Source organism: Parabacteroides faecis, from assembly GCF_014647375.1.
Lineage (GTDB): Bacteria > Bacteroidota > Bacteroidia > Bacteroidales > Tannerellaceae > Parabacteroides > Parabacteroides faecis.
In genome coordinates, this window is record NZ_BMPB01000001.1 from 656,094 (window position 1) to 674,586 (window position 18,493).

An 18,493-nucleotide genomic window follows, 5' to 3' on the forward strand; every position below is an offset into this window, starting at 1 on the left:
GCCTTCATTACTTAGTTCTATACATATGGTTTGTTACCAGGATGCGTTTTGCGTCAGATTCGGATTCATATCTCTTTCTTCCTGAGGAATCGGCCAGTACATATTTTTTTGTTCTGTTACTTTAGTGGATAAGACAGAACCTACCAGATCGGTTTGTTTTTGACCATTTGTTTTGGAAATATATAATCCCCATCTTTTCAGGTCGTAGAAACGAAGACCCTCGGCTGCAAATTCCACAGCTCTTTCTTTCTGGATACGTTCAAATACCAGGTCTTTTGTTGTTACGCTTAAATAAGCAGGACCGGAATTTAAAAGTGCGATCCCGGCACGTTCCCGTACCTGATTGATCAATTCGACAGCACCGGATAGGTTCGATGTCTCATTATAGCATTCTGCCAGCATTAACAATACATCTGCATAACGGATGATGGGGAAATTCACCGGTGAATGGAAGCGGTCGGCTATTAACCCGTCCATATCATATTCTGGTGTGAATTTACGGTATAAATAGGTATTATGACCGAAGGCATTTCTGCAATATCCGTATGTTTCATTGGCCGGATTCGATGGGGCGAGTACCATTTCACAGTCTTTCTTCGCATTGTTAACCCAACCTTTGTACAGGTTTTCCGTATAGGGTAAAATAATGGTAGACTCCATACGCGGATCCCGCTCTGAATACATTTTCCGTAGTTTATCCACATTTTCAGGATATGCAGCAACGTATTGGCCTTTTTCGTCGAAGGTGGAATAAAAGACTTTTTCTTTTATACTTTTATTGGTTGAAAAACCGGGAAACAATTCATCCCAATCGAATGGGCGTCCGTCTTTATATTCATACATGTCCACCAGTTCGACAGAGGGAACCAGGCAGTTGATACATCCTCCGTATGAGGCGCGATTGGCGATATAATGAACAGGCATACCATAAGCCGTACTTGCTCCGCCCAGGTTTTGAACGGCAAATATCATTTCTGAACTTTCATCGCCACCCGGCTTGAACAATTCTGCATAATCAGGATTTAAAGCATATCCGTAACCTCCGTTACGAACTTCCTCCAGAGCTTTGGTTGCTTCCGCATATTGTTTGGCATAAAGCAGTATTTTTCCTTTTAATGCGTAAGCTGCACCTTTTGTGGCACGTCCTTTATTTCCTCCGTCCCATGTTTTGGGGAGATATGTGCATGCATTTTCCAGATCTTTCAGAATAAAATCGAGGACTTCTGCTTCCGTATTTCTGGTTTTATACATGTTGTCATATTCTTTTTCTATGCTAGTCGTTTCGTCATACAGGGGAACTCCTCCATAAAGATTCAAAAGTTCATTGTAATATAAAGCTCTCATAAACCGTGCCTCAGCCTGGTATTGAGTTTTTAGATCGTCGGACATATCGACTGAAGGTACATTGGTGATTAACGTATTTGCCCGGGCGATACCGTCGTATAGGCGTTGCCATACAGATTTGTATAATCCGGTAGTAGAGTTGCTTTGGCCTTGCGCCACTTCTATGAAACCATAAAGTCCCCAGTTCAACCCGATACCGATGTCGCTCAAACAATCGCGGGTATAATAAATACTGAAAACCTCGTCTTTCTTCATGGCTGCATATACTCCCATCATACCTTCCTGGGCGTCTGCTTCATCCTGCCAGAAAGAACCGGAATTAACCTTGTCGGCCGGATATTGATCCAGATCATAACATCCGCTCAATAATACAAGGCTTGTAAGAACTGAACTTATATATTTTATTGATTTTTTCATGTCGATCTATTTTAAAATTCGATATTTACTCCAATAACAGCTTGTCTCATCGTTGGATAACTCAGGTCATCCAATTCCGGATCGATCCCTTTGTAGCCGGTGAATGTAAAGAAATTCTCCAGGCTGCCATAGAAACGGACTTTTTCGAGCTGCACCTTGCTCAACACAGATTTAGGCAATGTATAGCCTAATTGAATATTGCGGATTTTCAGATAATCTTTTTTCTGAATCCAAAGTGTGTTGGCCTGATTGTTGACTGCCGTTTGATAGGTTAGCTTTGGATATTTGGCATTTGTCATGCCATCCGTCCAACTATTTTCAGCTATTTCTTTTGTTATCTGATAGCCTCTTTGTACTGTTGATGTAAAGTATTTTTCATTCAGGTATCCTTTAGCTCCTATAACTCCTTGCATAAAGATGGAGAAATCGAACCCTTTATAGCCTGCAGACAGATTAAGTCCGAACATATGTTTCGGATTGGTGTCTCCCACTATGTCGCGGTCATTGGTCGGGTCGATTTTATTATCGCCGTTCAAATCCTTAAACAGGATATCACCTTTTTGAGGAACGCCTCCTAATTGACTGAAAGCGTCCGGATTTTTGGCTAACATGTCGTTTACGATAGCTAAATCGTCGTCTGTCTGGATAATACGATCTGCAACATACATATACATGGAGTTGATAGGAAGCCCTTCTTTGGTCATGTATATTCCGTTCAGGCTATAATCTTCTCCTTTAAACTTATCAACATTGTTGGTCACATGGGTATAATTGAGATTGATCCCATAATCGAAATCTCCGGCTTTGTCTCTCCATCCCAAAGTTAATTCAATTCCTTTATTGGTCACTTCGGCCGCGTTTGAGGTTGGAGTTGTAGCGGAACCGTGCACTAAAGGAGATGGCAGCTGTATCAGGATACCTTCCGTTTTTTTATTGAACCAGTCGAAGGTTCCGTAGAGACGGTTATCTAAAACTCCGAAATCGAAACCGATATCGGTTACTTTCGTTTTTTCCCAGGTCAGTCCGGCATTGGCAAGGGCCGTTATCGCCCAACCCGTTGATACTCCGTTATTTAGTACATAATTGGCGGAACCGTAACTGGAAATTGCAGAGTAATTTCCTACGGAGTTATTACCTAAAGAACCGTAAGAGGCGCGTATTTTCAAATTACTCAGCCAATCCGTGCTATTCAGGAATTCTTCCTGATCCATACGCCATGCAATTGAACCTGAAGGAAAATATCCCCAGCGTGAGTCGGATAAGAATCTGGAAGAACCGTCGGAACGTAAGTTAAATTCTAACAGATATTTGTTTTCCCAATCCAGGTTCAAACGGCCGAAATACGAACGCATAACCCATTGCGTCATATTTCCTCCTGTCGATATTTGCCCGTTGGCAGCATCCAGTACCGTGCCGTTTGGTGCTGTCAGATTTTTACGGGTAACATTGAACCATTCGTATTTATATTGCTCCTGGCTGGCACCAACCATGGCCGTCAGTCCCAGTCGGTCGTCCAGGAAACGGTGATTGTAGTTGGCAACAATATCCATATAATTGCGTTCCCGCTTATACTCTTTTTCGGTAATATAAGATTCGCCTTCTCCTTTGAAGATTATCTGATCTTTACCAAAGTCCCATACGTCGTTGAATACAGGTATTGTTTTGATTCCTTGTTCGGTGTATTCATACGAATATGAACCTGTGACGGATAAATCCTTAATTGGTTGCAGGGTGATATGGAAACGGGATTTTATATTTCTGGTCGTATTTTCTCCTTTTGTGGAATTTAAGACCTTTAATACATTATTCCCGGATTCCGATACGTCATCCTCGACATTCTGGATACCTCCGTATCTGCCGTCATGTCTCAGAATCATGGCAGGGCTTGTCGCCCATCCCCATGTGAATGCACCGACACTGGCTTGTTCTCCGGCTTCAGTAGCGGATTGTCCGGCATTACCTGGCTCTGCTTTTCCCACGAAGCCACTTACATTCATTCCCATTTTCAACCAGGATGTCAACTGTGCGTTGATATTTGTCCGGGCGTTATATTTCCGGTATCCTGCATTTTCGAGCACTCCCGGATTGTCAAAGTAACCGAATGCTCCGTAGAACTGGATCTTTTCAGTTCCTCCGCTCATAGACAATGTGTGATTTGTTCCTACTCCGGTGGAAAAGGTATCTTCTATCCAGTTTGTATTCGGATATTTTAGAGGGTTTTGCCCGTTATCGCCTCTCCATGCAGAGATAGAGGTTTGAGAATAAGGGAGTGCCTGGTTACTGTTGTTATAGCCGCTGTTAATGTATTCCATATAATCGGCGTAATTACTGACAGGATCCAATACACCGGGACGAATGCTCTGGAAAGCGACATATCCGTTATATGAAACTTTGAGCTTTCCTTCCTTTCCGGTCTTAGTCGTGATAAGAATAACGCCGTTTGCAGCCCGTGAACCGTAAATCGCTGCGGAGGAGGCATCTTTTAATACAGATATATTTTCAATATCATGTACGTTTAAACTATTCATTTCTCCTTCCATTCCGTCGATGATTACTAAGGGGGAGGAGTTATTTAATGTTCCTTTACCACGGATAAGTATACTGGCATTATCGTCTCCGGGGCGGTTATTGGATGATGTCACCTGTAAACCGGCAGCTAATCCTGCCAAAGCATTTGAAATGTTTGTTATAGGGCGGCTCTCTGTTAATGTACTCATATCGACCGAAGATACCGATCCGGATAAATTTACTTTTTTCTGTGTACCGAAACCGACGACCACAACCTCGTCCAATGCCTGGGTATCTTCTTTCATGGAGATCGTGACAGAAGTACTGTTTCCTACTTTAATGAACTGATTCATATAACCTATATAGGAAAATTGCAGGATGGTTTCAGGTTCTGCCATGATGGAAAAGCGTCCGTCTATGTCCGTTATCGTTCCGTTAGTTGTCCCTTTTGCCGAAACGTTGACACCTGCCAGCGGATCCCCTTTTTCATCTGTTACGATACCTGTTATTCGTACCGTCCGTTGTTGGATGACCGGTATGGATTCGGAACTCTTTTTCATCAGGACAATATTGTTTCCCTGCATTGCATATACAATGTCGGTATTCTTAAATATTGTCAGAAGGATCTCTGCAACTGTTTTATTCTGTGCCTTGACGGATATTTGACGATTCAGATCAATGTCTTTCTTGTCATAGACAAAGAGATAATCCGTCTGATTTTCAATAATATTGATCAGATCCAGTACACTGGTTGTCTGTTTTAAAGAAATTCTTGCGTTTTGAGATTCCGCTTCAGTTGCAAACATACCACTTATGAAAATAAAAAGGCATATAAAGGCTATTTTCATAATGTTTAAAATGTGTTTATTCGGTATTAATAGGATACAATAATCCCAATACAATTTATTTTTCATACTTTTGTATGCTTAGTTAATACTATTAGATTTTTGAAAGTTCTCTGGTATTGACTTCATCCGGAGTGTGTTACAGCACATTCCGGATTTTTCAAATTGCTTTTATTGATATTTCATAGGCATGTAGATTTAAAGTGAATATTTTATTTGATTACAATTATATTATCCGGATATTCTTTTCTTTCATAGCGGAACTTTGTTTTTAATTGTAAAGTTTTCAGGATATGCTCGATGCCGTCGCTGGACCTGAACTTCCCTGTATACCGCTTGTCTAATATCTTCGTATTTTCGATTTTGACAGGAATATTATAATAGAAATCCAATTTTTTGAATATCTCTGCCAGATTGTTGTCGTCAAAACAGATTAACCCTTCTTTCCACAGGTATTGATCGAATTCTGTGATCGGTTTTATTTCTAATTGTCCGTTTTCCGCATAGGCTTTTTCTTTGGGTTGTAATTGCTTTTTCACGGCGTGGTCTGCCGTTTCAATTTCAACGGAGCCGTTGATCAAGGCTGTTTCGAAGGCATAAATCTCATCTTCCTTATAGGCACGGACATTAAATTCCGTACCTAGTACTTTGACATTGTATTTTTCCGTTTGAATGACGAAAGGGGACTTTTCATTATGTGCGACATCAAAATATGCTTCTCCGTCCAGTATCACATTTCTTTGATGATCATCAAAATGGTCCGGAAATGAAAAAGTCGTTTTGGCATTTAACCAGACCTTTGTGCCATCGGATAAAGTTAGTTCTGCTCTCTGACCGGCCGGCACATATAGTTTTTGTATGCCGGTTTCCTCTGGTACGGTTTCATTTGCCGGATAGAAAATTGTGACGAGAATAATGGAACCGATAAAGATGGCTGCAATTTTAGCAAATTCGATGCAGATTTTACGAAGTCTACCGGCTGTTGCATAAGTTTCTGTTACCAGATCATTCTGCCAAACAGTAAGATCATATAATTTTCGGGCAGATAGGAATTCTTCCATGTTTTTTTTATCTGCTTCTATCCAGCGAATTACTGTTTCCTTCTCCTGTGGATTGGCATCACCGGCAATATATTTATGTAATAATTTCTGCTCCATTGATCTGTCAGTATGAATGTTTCTAGGTTGCCCTCTATCTTTAAAACAACTCAGAAACCTTCATCCCTAAATTGACGATCAAAAAAATAAAAAATAAAATAGGGGGAGATAGTCTTTTAAATTAATACGCAATGCTTTCAATGTTTTGGATATATGATATTCAATACTTTTTTCACTCAGATTCAGAATCTGGGCGATCTCTTTGTTCCCTTTGTGCTGGAACCGGCTCAGAACGAAGATGCGGCGTGTTTGGCTGGGTAATATCTTTAGTGTTTTTGTGATGATCTCTTCGACATCTTTTGAAAAGATGTCTTCGGGGACGCAAGCTTGTAGGGTGGATATGCGGATTTCCAGTTCTCTCTGGTTGATATCAGTCAAAGAATGAATGGTTTCAGCCTTGATAGCTTCATGTTTCAGATAATTTAAAGCTTTGTTTTTCAATATGGATAGTAAAAGATAGTCACTATAGTCGATCTCTTCTTGTTTTAGTTTTTCCCACAATTTGATGAACGATTCGGATACGATATCTTCTGCAACAGCTTCATCATGTACATAGGATTTTGTGAACAGAAAGGCCTTTCTGTAATACTTTGTATATAATGAGTTGAAGTTATTTGCATCCGGATTCGCCATTTATTGAACGTCTTTAGATATACGTTTATTTGCAAATGTAAATAGGATTTTTAATTTTCCTATCTATTTCCTGTGAAATTGTAATAGTAGTATAATGAAAACCGGCCCCGGCAAGGTTTATAGTCAAATAAAAGAGTGTTGTCGGCGATAAGTTGAGAGGGAATATGCGTCCAGTTGAGTGCAGGACGCGGTATTCGGGGCCGGCTTCATTACTACTATTTTAGTATTAATTAAATGTATACGTAACTCTCACGAGTTAGTTCGTTAATTCTTTTTCAAAGGACTGACCGCTGTCAGCTCCCGGATGTTCGGATCGGTGTAGTGGCCGGTGGCAAGAAGAATGGGACTGCTTGCCACGGCGTTTACACTTATAGAATCCTGTCGGAAGGATGTTCTTCAGCCCTGCTACCGGATGTCGTGGTAGGGAACGAGGCTTTATTTCCTTCTTTGCGGTAACCGTATTTCTTCTTGCGATGCCGGACTGTCTGTCCAATCAGGCTTGTTGTCCGTACATCCGGTCAGCAGATCATCGGCATCACAACAAAATACGATTACCCAGAGATTCTAAACCATAACCAAAACATAAAATAAAACTTACATAATGCTGCTTGTAGCATCTTCACCGTTACCCTGCATCCAGTCGGTAACGGATACCTCTTTCAATGTAAGAGCCTCTCCGCTGAGAGTTAATTTGTAGAGGTATTTATATCCTTTTTCCCATACGGTCTTTGCGGGAATTTTATATTTGTACGAAGTTCCGTTGATCGTAAAAAGTGCCTCGATGTCACCTTCAGCCATAAGTGCTGATCTTGTCGGGATCACCATGATCTGTTGCGGATCACAGAACTCTTTTGTCAGTGTAACAGGTTCCTCCAGATTGAGCCGGGTGGCGACACTGCAACAGGCCGTTCCGGTGATTTGTCCGGTTCTGATGTCCATCATCCCTTTACATATCAATGCTGTTCCTCCGGCTTTATTTCCCAGCTGGACGGCATCCAACTCATAACTTCCTTCTTCTGTTTTTTCCAGGTTTATCTGGAAGGAGATGAGCGACAAAGCATGTTCCATATTCAGCAAGACCATAGGGGATATGCTGTTCAATGCTTTTTGGCCCAAAGCGTGTGTGCCGTACATATAGTCGCGTGTCTGAGTGGCGTCCGGCGAGATCTTTACAGGGATACTTGCCGTGCTCAGTCTCATTTGCGACTGATATGGATAATAGGCATACACGATGGCCGGGTCGAAGTTAAGGGTGACTTCCGGCGTTTGTTGCCAGGAGATTTTATTACTAATTAAATTTGCTTGCGCTTTTACATTTATATAATCACTATCCTCGTCATAAAGACCACCGTCGTCTTCGCGTGTGATCAGTAGTCCTATTTCCGATCCTTCCTTGAATTCCTGTACGAAATTCGCAGATTTAGTAGTTAAAATACGTGTAATAATTTTTAATGGTTTCTCTTTCGCGCTAATACTCTCAATGGCTACGAAATTGCTCTCGTGAGAACAACCGGCCAAACAGGAAATCAGTGTAATAAATAGTAATAAATTTCTCATACTTTTATGCTATTTTTGTATCAAATTTCATATTGCAAATATCCGGCAGTTTGAGGAGAAAGAGGGATCATACGGTATAAAACCACGATGAAATGGTATAAAAACGCATGGTGCAAATAATCCAGAGGCGTCAAATTGTCTAAATAGAGTGCAAATCAACCATTTGAGGATTCAAATTGTTTATACTAAAACGAGGCGGTAACATATGCTGGACAAAATACAGTTTTTATTGAGTATGCAAATAATAGGCCTGTGCGTATTAGGAGGCATTATGATGCTATTGAGGTCATTTGGTAACAGGGCACGACTTATTTTGGCATGGAGTATGATTATGTGGGCCTTGATGGCTGTAATCCGAATTTCTGTTAATTCTTACGTGGATGAAGTAAAGGAAGCGTTCCATCCCGACGTACTTATTGCTAGTTGTTTTGTGACTGCTTGTCTTGCCAGTTATGTGATTGAAAAGCTGCGCCCCGGTTTTCTTACTTTCAGGCGATTTGCCGTTTTTCTTTCGCCCGTTGTGATAGGCGGTTTATCTTATCTTACTTATCGTTTATCGGGCGGGGAAATACATATTTTTTATTCGATAAAAGATGTGTTTACGTATTTCAATATGGATGTATTCCTGCGGTTATTGGTGCTTGCACTTACTCTTTTTTATATGATCCTGCCGATATATCTGGTTGTAAAATATGCCGATGAATATACCGCTTATTTGAGCGAGAATGTTTCAGACCCTGAAAACTATGACTTGCGATGGTTGAAGCGGACAATGCTCGTCTTATCTATCCTCTATTTCCTTTATGCAGTCCTGTTATTGACCGACCGGACGATCCTCTACGTCGTTATAAAGGCTATCATGCTGATTGTTTGGTTTTACTTTTTCTATAAGGCTTTATTTCTTAAGAATATACGGATCGAACATACTTTTAGGAACGGATGGGATCTTCCCTCGAACGATGACGAAGAGGAAGATGATGATGACGAGGAGCAGCGTGGTGCTCTTTTCAAACGCTATGCGGAAGAGGTGAATACCTGGTTCGAACGTGAAAAACCTTATCTGAACGATGACTTGCGCCTGACTGATCTGCAACGTGTGTTCCCTATCAGTCGTTCCTATCTCTCACAATTATTCAATAAGGAGCTGGGGATGTCTTTTTCTGATTATGTGAACCAGTTCCGCATTGAAGAAAGCAAACGTCTGATGGATGCCGAGCCGCTGGCAAGTATCCAGGAAATAGCCGAACGTTCCGGTTTTCATTCGATCAGTACTTTCCGCCGTGCTTTTACAAAACATACGGGGATTATTCCTTCTGAATATAAGCGCGGATAAAGTCAGCCTTGTATTATCTGATAAGATTATTTATTTTTACGTCCAGTTTGAAGAAATAATCTTATCATGAATAACACTACTACTGTTACACGTCCGCATATAGTTTGGCTGGATGTTCTTCGTTTCGTTGCTATCCTGATGGTAATTGCCTGTCATTGTACAGACCCGTTCAACGCCTCTCCGGAGTCGCGTGCTAATCCTGATTTCAATTTCTGGGGATCGGCTTACGGCTCGATGCTGAGGGCTTGTGTCCCTTTATTTGTAATGATGACGGGCTTTTTGCTGTTGCCGGTAAAACAGGAGGCTTCTGTTTTTTATAAAAAACGTATTCCACGTGTATTTTTTCCTTTTCTGATCTGGTCGGTACTGTTCAACCTGGCACCCTGGTTTATCCAGTGGGCGGGAGGAAGTGCTGAACTGGTGACCGATTTCTTTCCCTATGCGCCCGATCCTTCTGCTTCCCTGACAGATGCGTTGAAAGAAATTGCGATGATTCCGGTTACATTTACTGTTTATGCGACCCCCATGTGGTATATCTATACATTGATCGGACTATATCTTTATATGCCTGTCTTTTCTGCCTGGGTGGAGAAAGCTTCTGACAAAGGGAAGCGCTGGTTCCTTGGAATTTGGGGAGTATCCCTGTTCATCCCTTATTTGATGGAGTTTGTTTCCCATTATTTGTTCGGGACCTGTTCATGGAATGCTTATGGGTTGTTCTATTATTTTGCCGGCTTCAACGGTTATTTGCTGTTGGGCCATTATTTAGGAAAAGGGAATGACTGGTCGACCGGTAAAACGTTGGCAGTCACCATTCCTTTGTTTCTGATAGGCTATCTGGTCACTTTTACAGGTTTCCGTTATATGACTTCCGATCCGCATGTGAGTGAGGAAGGCATGGAGTTGTTTTTCACTTACTGTTCTCCGAATGCCATGCTGATGACGGCAGCTATTTTCTTGTTAGTCCAGAAAGCCCGTATCTCATCTCCCTTTATTTGCGGGGCTTTGGCAAACCTTACGAAGTTAGGCTTCGGAGTTTACTGTGTACATTATTTCTTCATAGGACCGTCCTATCTGTTGACACTGTGGCTGGGTGTTCCCGTACCGGCTATTGTTCCCGTATCGGCAATCTTTACGTTGGCTGCATCCTGGATGTTTACTTATTTATTGAGTAAACTGCCTTATTCGAAATACATTATCGGATAAAGGCTCTCGGATAGTAGGTCCCGCTTTTGTGCAAATGATGTTAAAACCGGAAAAGGTCGGTATAACGTATCTATATTACTACTACTTTTGTGCTGTAAAACATATTTCAACAACATGTTTTGCTTATAGATCGTTTTAAATAATAAGAGGAGCGCTATGAAAAAAGTAGTTAGTAAGTGTTTGCATTACCTGGAAGTTCTGGGTGAATATGCAATACAAAAGTATGGATTAGAATAAAAAACAAATCTTTTCAGTGTTAAGGGGTATCCGTGAGGGTATCCCTTTTTTATGGTTGATAATACCCGTAAGGTATCAGTTCTTCGATGTTTTTGACCTCTTTCAGGTAACATTCGTTAAGTAGCGTCAGGCGATTCGCTATTTTATGTACTTCGCGAAAATTATGGTCTGTCAGGATGATCCCGTGTTCCCGTGCGCTTTCGGACATAAGCTCGCGTATCTGTTCTGCCACTACAGGAGAGACACCGCTGAAAGGTTCGTCCAGCAATATATAGGGGGCCGGACTGAATAGGGTCGTTTTGATTTCCAGATACCGCTGTTCTCCCGTCGATATTTCACAAATGCGGGAAGTGCGTATACGGAATAGTATTTTATCTGCCAGGAAACGTTTTCTGTCTTCCGGGGCGATACACAAGTCTGCAATCTGTGATACTTTCAGATGGGATGGTAAGGAAGGATGCTGGGGCAGATAGGCAAGCAAACGGGAGCGGAAAGCTGGTCCGTTCATGACTTTTCCGTCGATCCGGATAAAACTCCGGTCGGCTTTCAACGTACCGAAGATGATATTCAGTAAGGTGGATTTGCCGGTTCCGTTCCGTCCGAAAAGGGCAATAATGTCTCCTTGGCAACATTTCAGGTAAACATCTGCCAGTATCGTCCGTTCGCCGAACGACTTAAGTACGCTGTCTATTTCAAGGCCTGTATGCATAGCTGGATAATTTGATTGAGTAGATTACAGCAGATGAACATGACGATAAATGTAACGATCCAGAGTTGATATTTGCTGATGCCCTGATTGTAATAGAAAAAGTATTCTTCTTTGTGTGTCAGTTCTTTATAAATATAATCGAATCCCAGTCCGACCGTGGGAATAAGGCGAAACCAGAGTTTGACAGAATCCATAATGCTGCCATTATATAGAATAAAGGAAGTAATGCTGCCCATAGATGCAAAGAGAAAGCTGACCAGGACACTGAATTTTAATGTACTGAGGAAGAATGTCCGGTAAAACCGGTATTGTGTTTTCCATCTTTGCAGGCTATCCATAATCGATCGGTTTAAGAGGATAACTGATTTTTTGCTAAGATATTCAAATCGGAGGGAATAGAGGTGAGATTCTTTTTAATAAAGTATAAAAGGAGATGATTTTATTCATCTCCTTTTGTTGACTTATGTTTGTTATATTGAATTAATCAATTGTTTTTTATTAAGAATGTGCTGAAAACTCCTTTATGATCGCTGGGCCATATCCCGGTCGGTTTTATAAACTGATCCTCAGAATCATTCTCAACGATTTCTCCTTTCAGTATATTCTGGGATGGACCAACGATGACAGCGTTTTCCAGTCTCAGTGAAGGATCAGGATAATAATAGATGAAATCTATCCTGTCCCTTTCGTCCATATCAGGCAACCAAACCAGTTTATTCAGGTCTGCATCTTTATTTCCGGCAGGGAATGTAAATCCGGGATATGTTACTGCATCGGGATATGTTTCACGGTAAACATCTTTGAACCCTGCTTCATATAGTAATACGGAGCAGTCCCAGTTTATAACCAAACCGTTATGATCCCGCATATCTTTGGTATCTTGTTGCCAATCCAGATGCGACGGTTCATTGAAATCGCCGCCCAATATGATCAGGTTGCCTTTTTCAATTTCTTTTCCGGCATCTTCTAATAAGGCTTTGACACCTTCGTCCCGGAAAGAGATTCTGTTGGCTGCCAGTATGGAGTCTGCATCATATACTGGTTCCGGCAGCTTTTTCCAGGTTGTACCGCTGTAGCCTCGTGGAAGATAACATTCATAATGTGTCCAGTCCCAGTGTACGGAATATGCAATCAACTTTTTTGAACCTAGACTGATTGTCGCTTTACAAACCGGATTAGGCCTTGATTTATCCTCAAGTGTGAAACATGAACTGACTTCATCCATTTTAATCTTTGACAGGACACCCATTGTCTGTTTAAGATTTTCTCCGTAATACTGTTTACCTCTCTTTTTCAGTTCACTGGTGAGATAATCCATAAAATGCTTTTCTTTTTGGCTGAATATCTCACAGAGAAAGGCAATATCCGGATCTGTCTGATCGATGATATCTACAATGCCCTTAACTCCGTTGGGTACGGTTTCCCCTTGTCCCCATAAATTTAATTGCAGTACTTTCAGCGTATCGTTTTTTTCTGTGGCACTGTAAGCAAAGAAGGGCAACATGGAAAAAATGATCGCCAGGTTTATGATCCCTTTCATTTCAGTATCCACATTATTTTGTTATTATTATCGATCCCGTCATATTGTGACGCAACAGCGTTATCCACATTTTCTTTGTTGTAATCAAATTCTTTTGTAGGATACATCCACCGGACAGGAATTTTATCTTTTTCCGCATTCCTGTTAGTAAGAGGATTTATCGGTAAAACCGGATAACCGGTTCTCCTGTATTCGTAATATGCGTCGAAAGGATATTGCATATAATAAGTAAGATATTTCTGAATGATGATCTGTTTGATCTTGTGCTCCGTATCGCCTTTTAGCATAACAGGTTCACTGTTCAGGTAAGTGCCGATGTAGTCTTCCGTAATTTTTTTACCATGGTGATACATTTCGTCATCAGGCGTGTTTTCTTCGGTAAATGTCATCGAAGCTTTGATTCCGGCATTGTAATATTCCGTTGCATTTCCATTGATCCAGCCTCTCAGTATAGCTTCTGCCAGAATGAAACATTGCTCTGCATAACCGACACGTGTATAAGGTTCACCGGCCGGAATATCGGTATATCTTAAATTAATTGCCGAATAGGCTCCTTTGGCATACTCAGATTTTATATCCGAGAAATCAGCTACCGGATCAAGACCGATATAGGCGTCGGCATTGTCTGGTTGCAGCCCTTTGTCAATCATCGTTTTAGCCGGCTGGGCATAATAGAAAAGACGGTAGTCGTTATATGCTTTTAATGTATCTATGACGATGCTGGAAATTGTAGCATAAACATGATGTTTTGATGTTGCTTTATTGTATGGATACAGCTGTCCTGATTTATCGGAAAATACCAACTGAAGGTTATCTTTGTTAGATGTCATCAATGGTTCATTATTGAAGATCCGGGCAAAACGCTCTTTAATATTTAATCCGGGATCGTTCTCCTTTTTCGACAAATACATCAAGACTTTTAACCGGAATGTATTGGTCACCTTTTCCCATTTGGAAACATCACCCTGGAATACCGGGTCTCCTTCGAATGAGTTGGCAAGAGAAAACAAGCGGGAGGCTGTTTCAAGATCGTCCAGGATTGTTTTCATCACTTCTTCCTGGGAGTCATACCGCGGTTTGGTATTGTCAGATTCTCCCTGGAGGGCATCGCTGAAAGGTATGTCACCGACTTGCATGGATAAATAGAATAACTTATATGATTTGGCAAATAGAGCTAATGCCTCATATGCATCTTTATATTCTTCTTTTGCCAGTTCTTTCATTTTATCTGCATTGATGAGCATAGTGTATCCGGAAAAGCTGGCTCGTCCCAGCACATTATAATTGTAGTCATGCAAATACTCCAGCCAAATCATTTGTTTGGCTAAGCAGGCATCCTGAATAAAGTTTGCCGCGTATCCGTCAGGGCTGACTATATCCAGTATGACTGAAGTTGCTAATAGGGAAGATGTTGCTGTTTCTACGGTATTCGGGTTCGTATTCAGGTGATCGAAATTGGAGCAACCCGATATCATCGTGCAAAGGATGAAGTATACTATTGATTTTATCTTTTTCATATTCAGTATCTTTTAGAAATTAACCTTTAAATTGCATCCTATCATCCGTAAAGAAGGAGAATTCAGATTCTCTTTCGATTTGTCAGGATCGGAATATTTGAAATCTTTCGTCCAGATGAACAGATTATTTCCTATTAATGAGACGGAAGCATGTTTTATTTTTAGTTTGTTGCATAAATCCGATGGAAGGTTGTATGTCAGTGCCAGTTCTCTCAACTTAATGAATGTTTGGTCATAGAGATATTGTTTTCTGGCTTGCCAGACATTTCCTGTACCACTGTATAGATTCATATAACTCTCATATGAGACAACTTTGTCGTTAGGAGCAAACACACGGTCGTCTCTGATGATATTTCCATTCGAATCACGGTCGACACTACCTGAAACGACTTTTACTCCTTCGCCGATGAAAGTTCTGTTTCCATTTACAACTTCTTCATATCTGTATTGATTATCAGTTCCTATATGGGCACCCGACATCCACAGAGCCTGGTCGATCACGGAATGAGACATTCCTCCGATCCGGCCGTCGATGGTAAAGGATAGAGTTACATTTTTATATTTCAAGGAATTATTGAATCCGAATATCCAGTCAGGATTCGTATGCCCTACTTTGGATGTGTACTGGCTAGCGATAGGATAGCCGTTTTCATGGATGATGTTTCCATCCGGATCGCGTTCCCAATCATAGCAATCGAGCCAGTCCCAGCGTTCTCCTTTCTTTACCCAGTCTTTCTGTGTTGAATATGTCGGATCGATTTTTGAATAATAATATCTGTCTGATGACCAGTTGACCGTTGCGTTCCAATCCCAGTTCTTATCTTTGTAAATATTGGCATTGAGAGAGATTTCTACTCCTTTACGGGTATGTTCCTCGTCTATATTGATCAAAGTAGATTGAAATCCGCTGGCATCACTTATTTGTGCATCTGTCGTCAGGTTATAGAAAAGCTTCTGATAATAAGCGATATCAAGATTCAATCTGTTTTTCAAGAAATGTAGTGCCGTACCGATTTCAAATGAACGTGTACTGCTGGGATTGATAAGAGCCCCTCTGATCTTTGTAGGATAAGTAGCACCGTTCAGACCGTCCCAACTATTGTTTTTAATGGTATATGCCCTGTTGGTATCATAAATTGACAAATCTTTTTTTGTTTGTGTCCATGATCCTCTCATCTTCCAGAAATCAATCCATGAAGGCATAGGTATAAATTCGGACAGAACAACACTGGCTGATACGGAAGGATAGAAATACGAACGGGTCTCGGATGGTAAGGTGGATGACCAGTCATTTCGTGCAGTTATATCTAGAAAGAATGTACTTTTCCATGCTGCAGAGGCTTTACCATATATACTGTTTACCTGTTTCTTTTCTAAAGCACTTCCCATTTTAACCGGATCGACAGAACCATACAGTGAATAATAACCAGGTACGGTCAATCCGTTTTGTGTTTCATTTTGCAGCCAGTCGTTCTGATAGAAATAGATTGTTCCTCCGACAAAACCGTCTACCGAGATATTTCCGAATTTGTGATCGGCTGTGATCAGGAAATCGTTGTTAATACTATATCCTCCTGAACGTTTTTCTGCATAATATCCTTTTCTTTCCCAACCACCTGCTGCTCCGATAGAATTTCTCCATTTTTCCCGGTTGCTATACATATCCAGTCCGGAGCGAAGCGATACTTTCGGCCATGGTTTAATTGAATAGTTTGCTGATAAATAACCGTTGACTATGTCGTAATCACTGGAGTGGATTATTTCATTTGCGATGAAATAGGGATTGTCATACCAGAGTGTATTGGGCCAATTTTGTTGCTCATTCTCTTTGTCTTTTATCCAGTAGTTTTTATAATCCCTTATATCCAGATCGCTTCCATTCCATACCAACAGGTTGTATATGTAGCCACCTGCACCGTATCCTGTTCCAAAATCATTGGGATAAAACCTCTTGTTGTATGTCAATCCTCCTTCTACGGAGAAATTTTTGAATTTCATATCTCCGCCGACGGTATAGGTGAGTTTATTCAGTTTGGTATTCGGATATTGTCCCTTATTGTAAATATGGGTTAATGAAGTCCGGAAACTGCCATATTTCCCTTTCTGGGTAACACTCACATTGTTGTTTGTTACAAAACTGAATTCAAGGAAGTTCTTGAAGTTATTCTTTCCTTTCGATACCAGGGGCATTTCCCGCCATTCATAGGTATAGGGATCGTATTGTTCTGCAGTCCTGCCAATATCTAGTTTATCTCCCCAAAGTAATTCGTTTGAATTATATTTACCATAGGCTCCCGCACTGTAAGAAGTCTGTACTTTGGGTAATTTTAAAAAGCCGGATTCGAACATGGTACTGCTGTTAATATCTATATTCAACCCTTCTTCTTTTCCTTTTTTGGTGGTAACCATAATAGCTCCGGAACCACCCCGGGAGCCGTAAAGGGCTGATGCTGTCGCTCCTTTTAAAACGTCGACAGATTCTATATCATCGGATGCGATATCTCTTAATGTGATATTATTGTAGGGAACGCCATCGACTACCAATAGAGGTTCTTCACCTCGTAGAAGGATGGAGGGAGCTTCATTGAATTCGGTACTGTTCTGAACATTCAAACCCGCGATTTTTCCTGTAAGCGCAGTTCCTACGTCAACTGATTTTACGGTCGTCATTTTATCTCCCCCGACTTTCTGTACGGCGTATCCTAACGCTTTCTCCGAGCGTTTGATACCTAAGGCGGTGACTACAACTTCTTCCAGGTTTTTAGAATCTTCCTGCAAGGATATTAATAAAGTCTTTTGGTTATTGACGGCGACATCTTTGTTCTGATAGCCGATATAAGAGAATACAAGATGGGCATTTGCCGGAACTTCGATCGAGAAATGACCGTCGATATCGGTCACTGTCCCGGTTGAAGTACTTCCTCTAAGAAGCACGTTGGCTCCGATAATGGGCGTGTTCAATTGGTCTACCACGGTCCCTGTAACTTTGATAACGGGAACCTGGGGAGTGTCGGCCGGTGACTCGGAGTAGGATATGGAACGTTTGTTTTTTGTTGAATGTAGAGATATGTAGTTATCCAGTACTTTATAGGTAAGCCCTTTATTTGCCAGGACATCGTCCAGAATCTCTTTCACTGTTTTGTTTTTCGCATCGACCCGGACAGGTTGGGATAGATTAATATCCTTATCGCCGTACAGGAACAAATAATCGGTCTGTCTTTCTATTTCGGTAATCAGTTCTCCGAATGAAAGATTATTTTTGGTGATGGTGATTCGTGCTTCCTGCGAATGCATATTGACTGCATGTAGCTGGAAAAATAGTACGAATACAAAAAACACGGATAATCTCATAATACGAATAATGTGTGTTAATTCATCATGTTTAAATACATAGCATAGTTGCAACAAGTTTTTTTTCATAACTTTGCTGATAGTTTAAAGTTGATACTGTTATCTGTCTCGAAATGGATTTGATAGTATTGGCTCTATA

At 41.0% G+C, this 18,493-nt stretch carries 12 protein-coding genes; 2 read left to right on the forward strand and 10 right to left on the reverse strand.

The window, feature by feature from the left end; all coding sequences use genetic code 11:
* Nucleotides 1-33: 33 nt before the first annotated feature.
* From IEY67_RS02070 to IEY67_RS02090, 5 genes are all read right to left on the reverse strand, one after another.
* Nucleotides 34-1,761: a RagB/SusD family nutrient uptake outer membrane protein gene (locus IEY67_RS02070; protein WP_183670123.1), complete on the reverse strand. Its 1,728-nt coding sequence runs from the start codon at nt 1,759-1,761 to the stop codon at nt 34-36.
* A gap of 11 nt (nt 1,762-1,772) precedes the next feature.
* Nucleotides 1,773-5,075 carry a TonB-dependent receptor gene (locus IEY67_RS02075; protein WP_229800939.1) on the reverse strand — a complete coding sequence of 1,101 codons (3,303 nt, stop codon included), beginning with the start codon at nt 5,073-5,075 and terminating at the stop codon, nt 1,773-1,775.
* 251 nt (nt 5,076-5,326) lie between these two features.
* Entirely contained in the window at nt 5,327-6,271 is a 945-nt protein-coding gene (locus tag IEY67_RS02080; RefSeq protein WP_183670119.1) for a FecR family protein, read from the reverse strand.
* 78 nt (nt 6,272-6,349) lie between these two features.
* Nucleotides 6,350-6,904, reverse strand: coding sequence for an RNA polymerase sigma-70 factor (locus tag IEY67_RS02085; protein ID WP_122355284.1), 555 nt, complete (start codon nt 6,902-6,904; stop codon nt 6,350-6,352).
* 594 nt (nt 6,905-7,498) lie between these two features.
* On the reverse strand, nt 7,499-8,461 hold the full coding sequence (locus IEY67_RS02090; protein ID WP_183670117.1) for a fimbrillin family protein: 963 nt from the start codon (nt 8,459-8,461) through the stop codon (nt 7,499-7,501).
* Nucleotides 8,462-8,666: 205 nt separating this feature from the next.
* Here IEY67_RS02090 and IEY67_RS02095 point away from each other — a divergent pair, with 205 nt between their 5' ends.
* Together IEY67_RS02095 and IEY67_RS02100 are read left to right on the forward strand one after the other, a co-directional pair.
* Nucleotides 8,667-9,794, forward strand: a complete 1,128-nt coding sequence (locus IEY67_RS02095; protein WP_183670115.1) for an AraC family transcriptional regulator — start codon at nt 8,667-8,669, stop codon at nt 9,792-9,794.
* A 66-nt stretch (nt 9,795-9,860) separates the two neighbouring features.
* Entirely contained in the window at nt 9,861-11,000 is a 1,140-nt protein-coding gene (locus tag IEY67_RS02100) for an acyltransferase (RefSeq protein WP_183670113.1), read from the forward strand.
* A gap of 286 nt (nt 11,001-11,286) precedes the next feature.
* Here IEY67_RS02100 and IEY67_RS02105 read toward each other — a convergent pair whose 3' ends face one another.
* The 5 genes from IEY67_RS02105 to IEY67_RS02125 form a co-directional block, all read right to left on the reverse strand.
* Nucleotides 11,287-11,946: an ATP-binding cassette domain-containing protein gene (locus IEY67_RS02105; RefSeq protein ID WP_122355290.1), complete on the reverse strand. Its 660-nt coding sequence runs from the start codon at nt 11,944-11,946 to the stop codon at nt 11,287-11,289.
* Nucleotides 11,925-12,284 carry a hypothetical protein gene (locus IEY67_RS02110; RefSeq protein WP_122374661.1) on the reverse strand — a complete coding sequence of 120 codons (360 nt, stop codon included), beginning with the start codon at nt 12,282-12,284 and terminating at the stop codon, nt 11,925-11,927. Before IEY67_RS02110 ends, IEY67_RS02105 begins: the two co-directional genes overlap by 22 nt.
* Before the next feature lie 146 nt (nt 12,285-12,430).
* Nucleotides 12,431-13,486, reverse strand: a complete 1,056-nt coding sequence (locus IEY67_RS02115; protein ID WP_229800940.1) for an endonuclease/exonuclease/phosphatase family protein — start codon at nt 13,484-13,486, stop codon at nt 12,431-12,433.
* Entirely contained in the window at nt 13,483-15,003 is a 1,521-nt protein-coding gene (locus IEY67_RS02120; protein WP_183670111.1) for a SusD/RagB family nutrient-binding outer membrane lipoprotein, read from the reverse strand. The genes IEY67_RS02115 and IEY67_RS02120 overlap by 4 nt, the downstream gene beginning before the upstream one ends.
* 12 nt (nt 15,004-15,015) lie before the next feature.
* Nucleotides 15,016-18,423 carry a SusC/RagA family TonB-linked outer membrane protein gene (locus tag IEY67_RS02125; RefSeq protein ID WP_183670109.1) on the reverse strand — a complete coding sequence of 1,136 codons (3,408 nt, stop codon included), beginning with the start codon at nt 18,421-18,423 and terminating at the stop codon, nt 15,016-15,018.
* Nucleotides 18,424-18,493 lie beyond the last annotated feature (70 nt).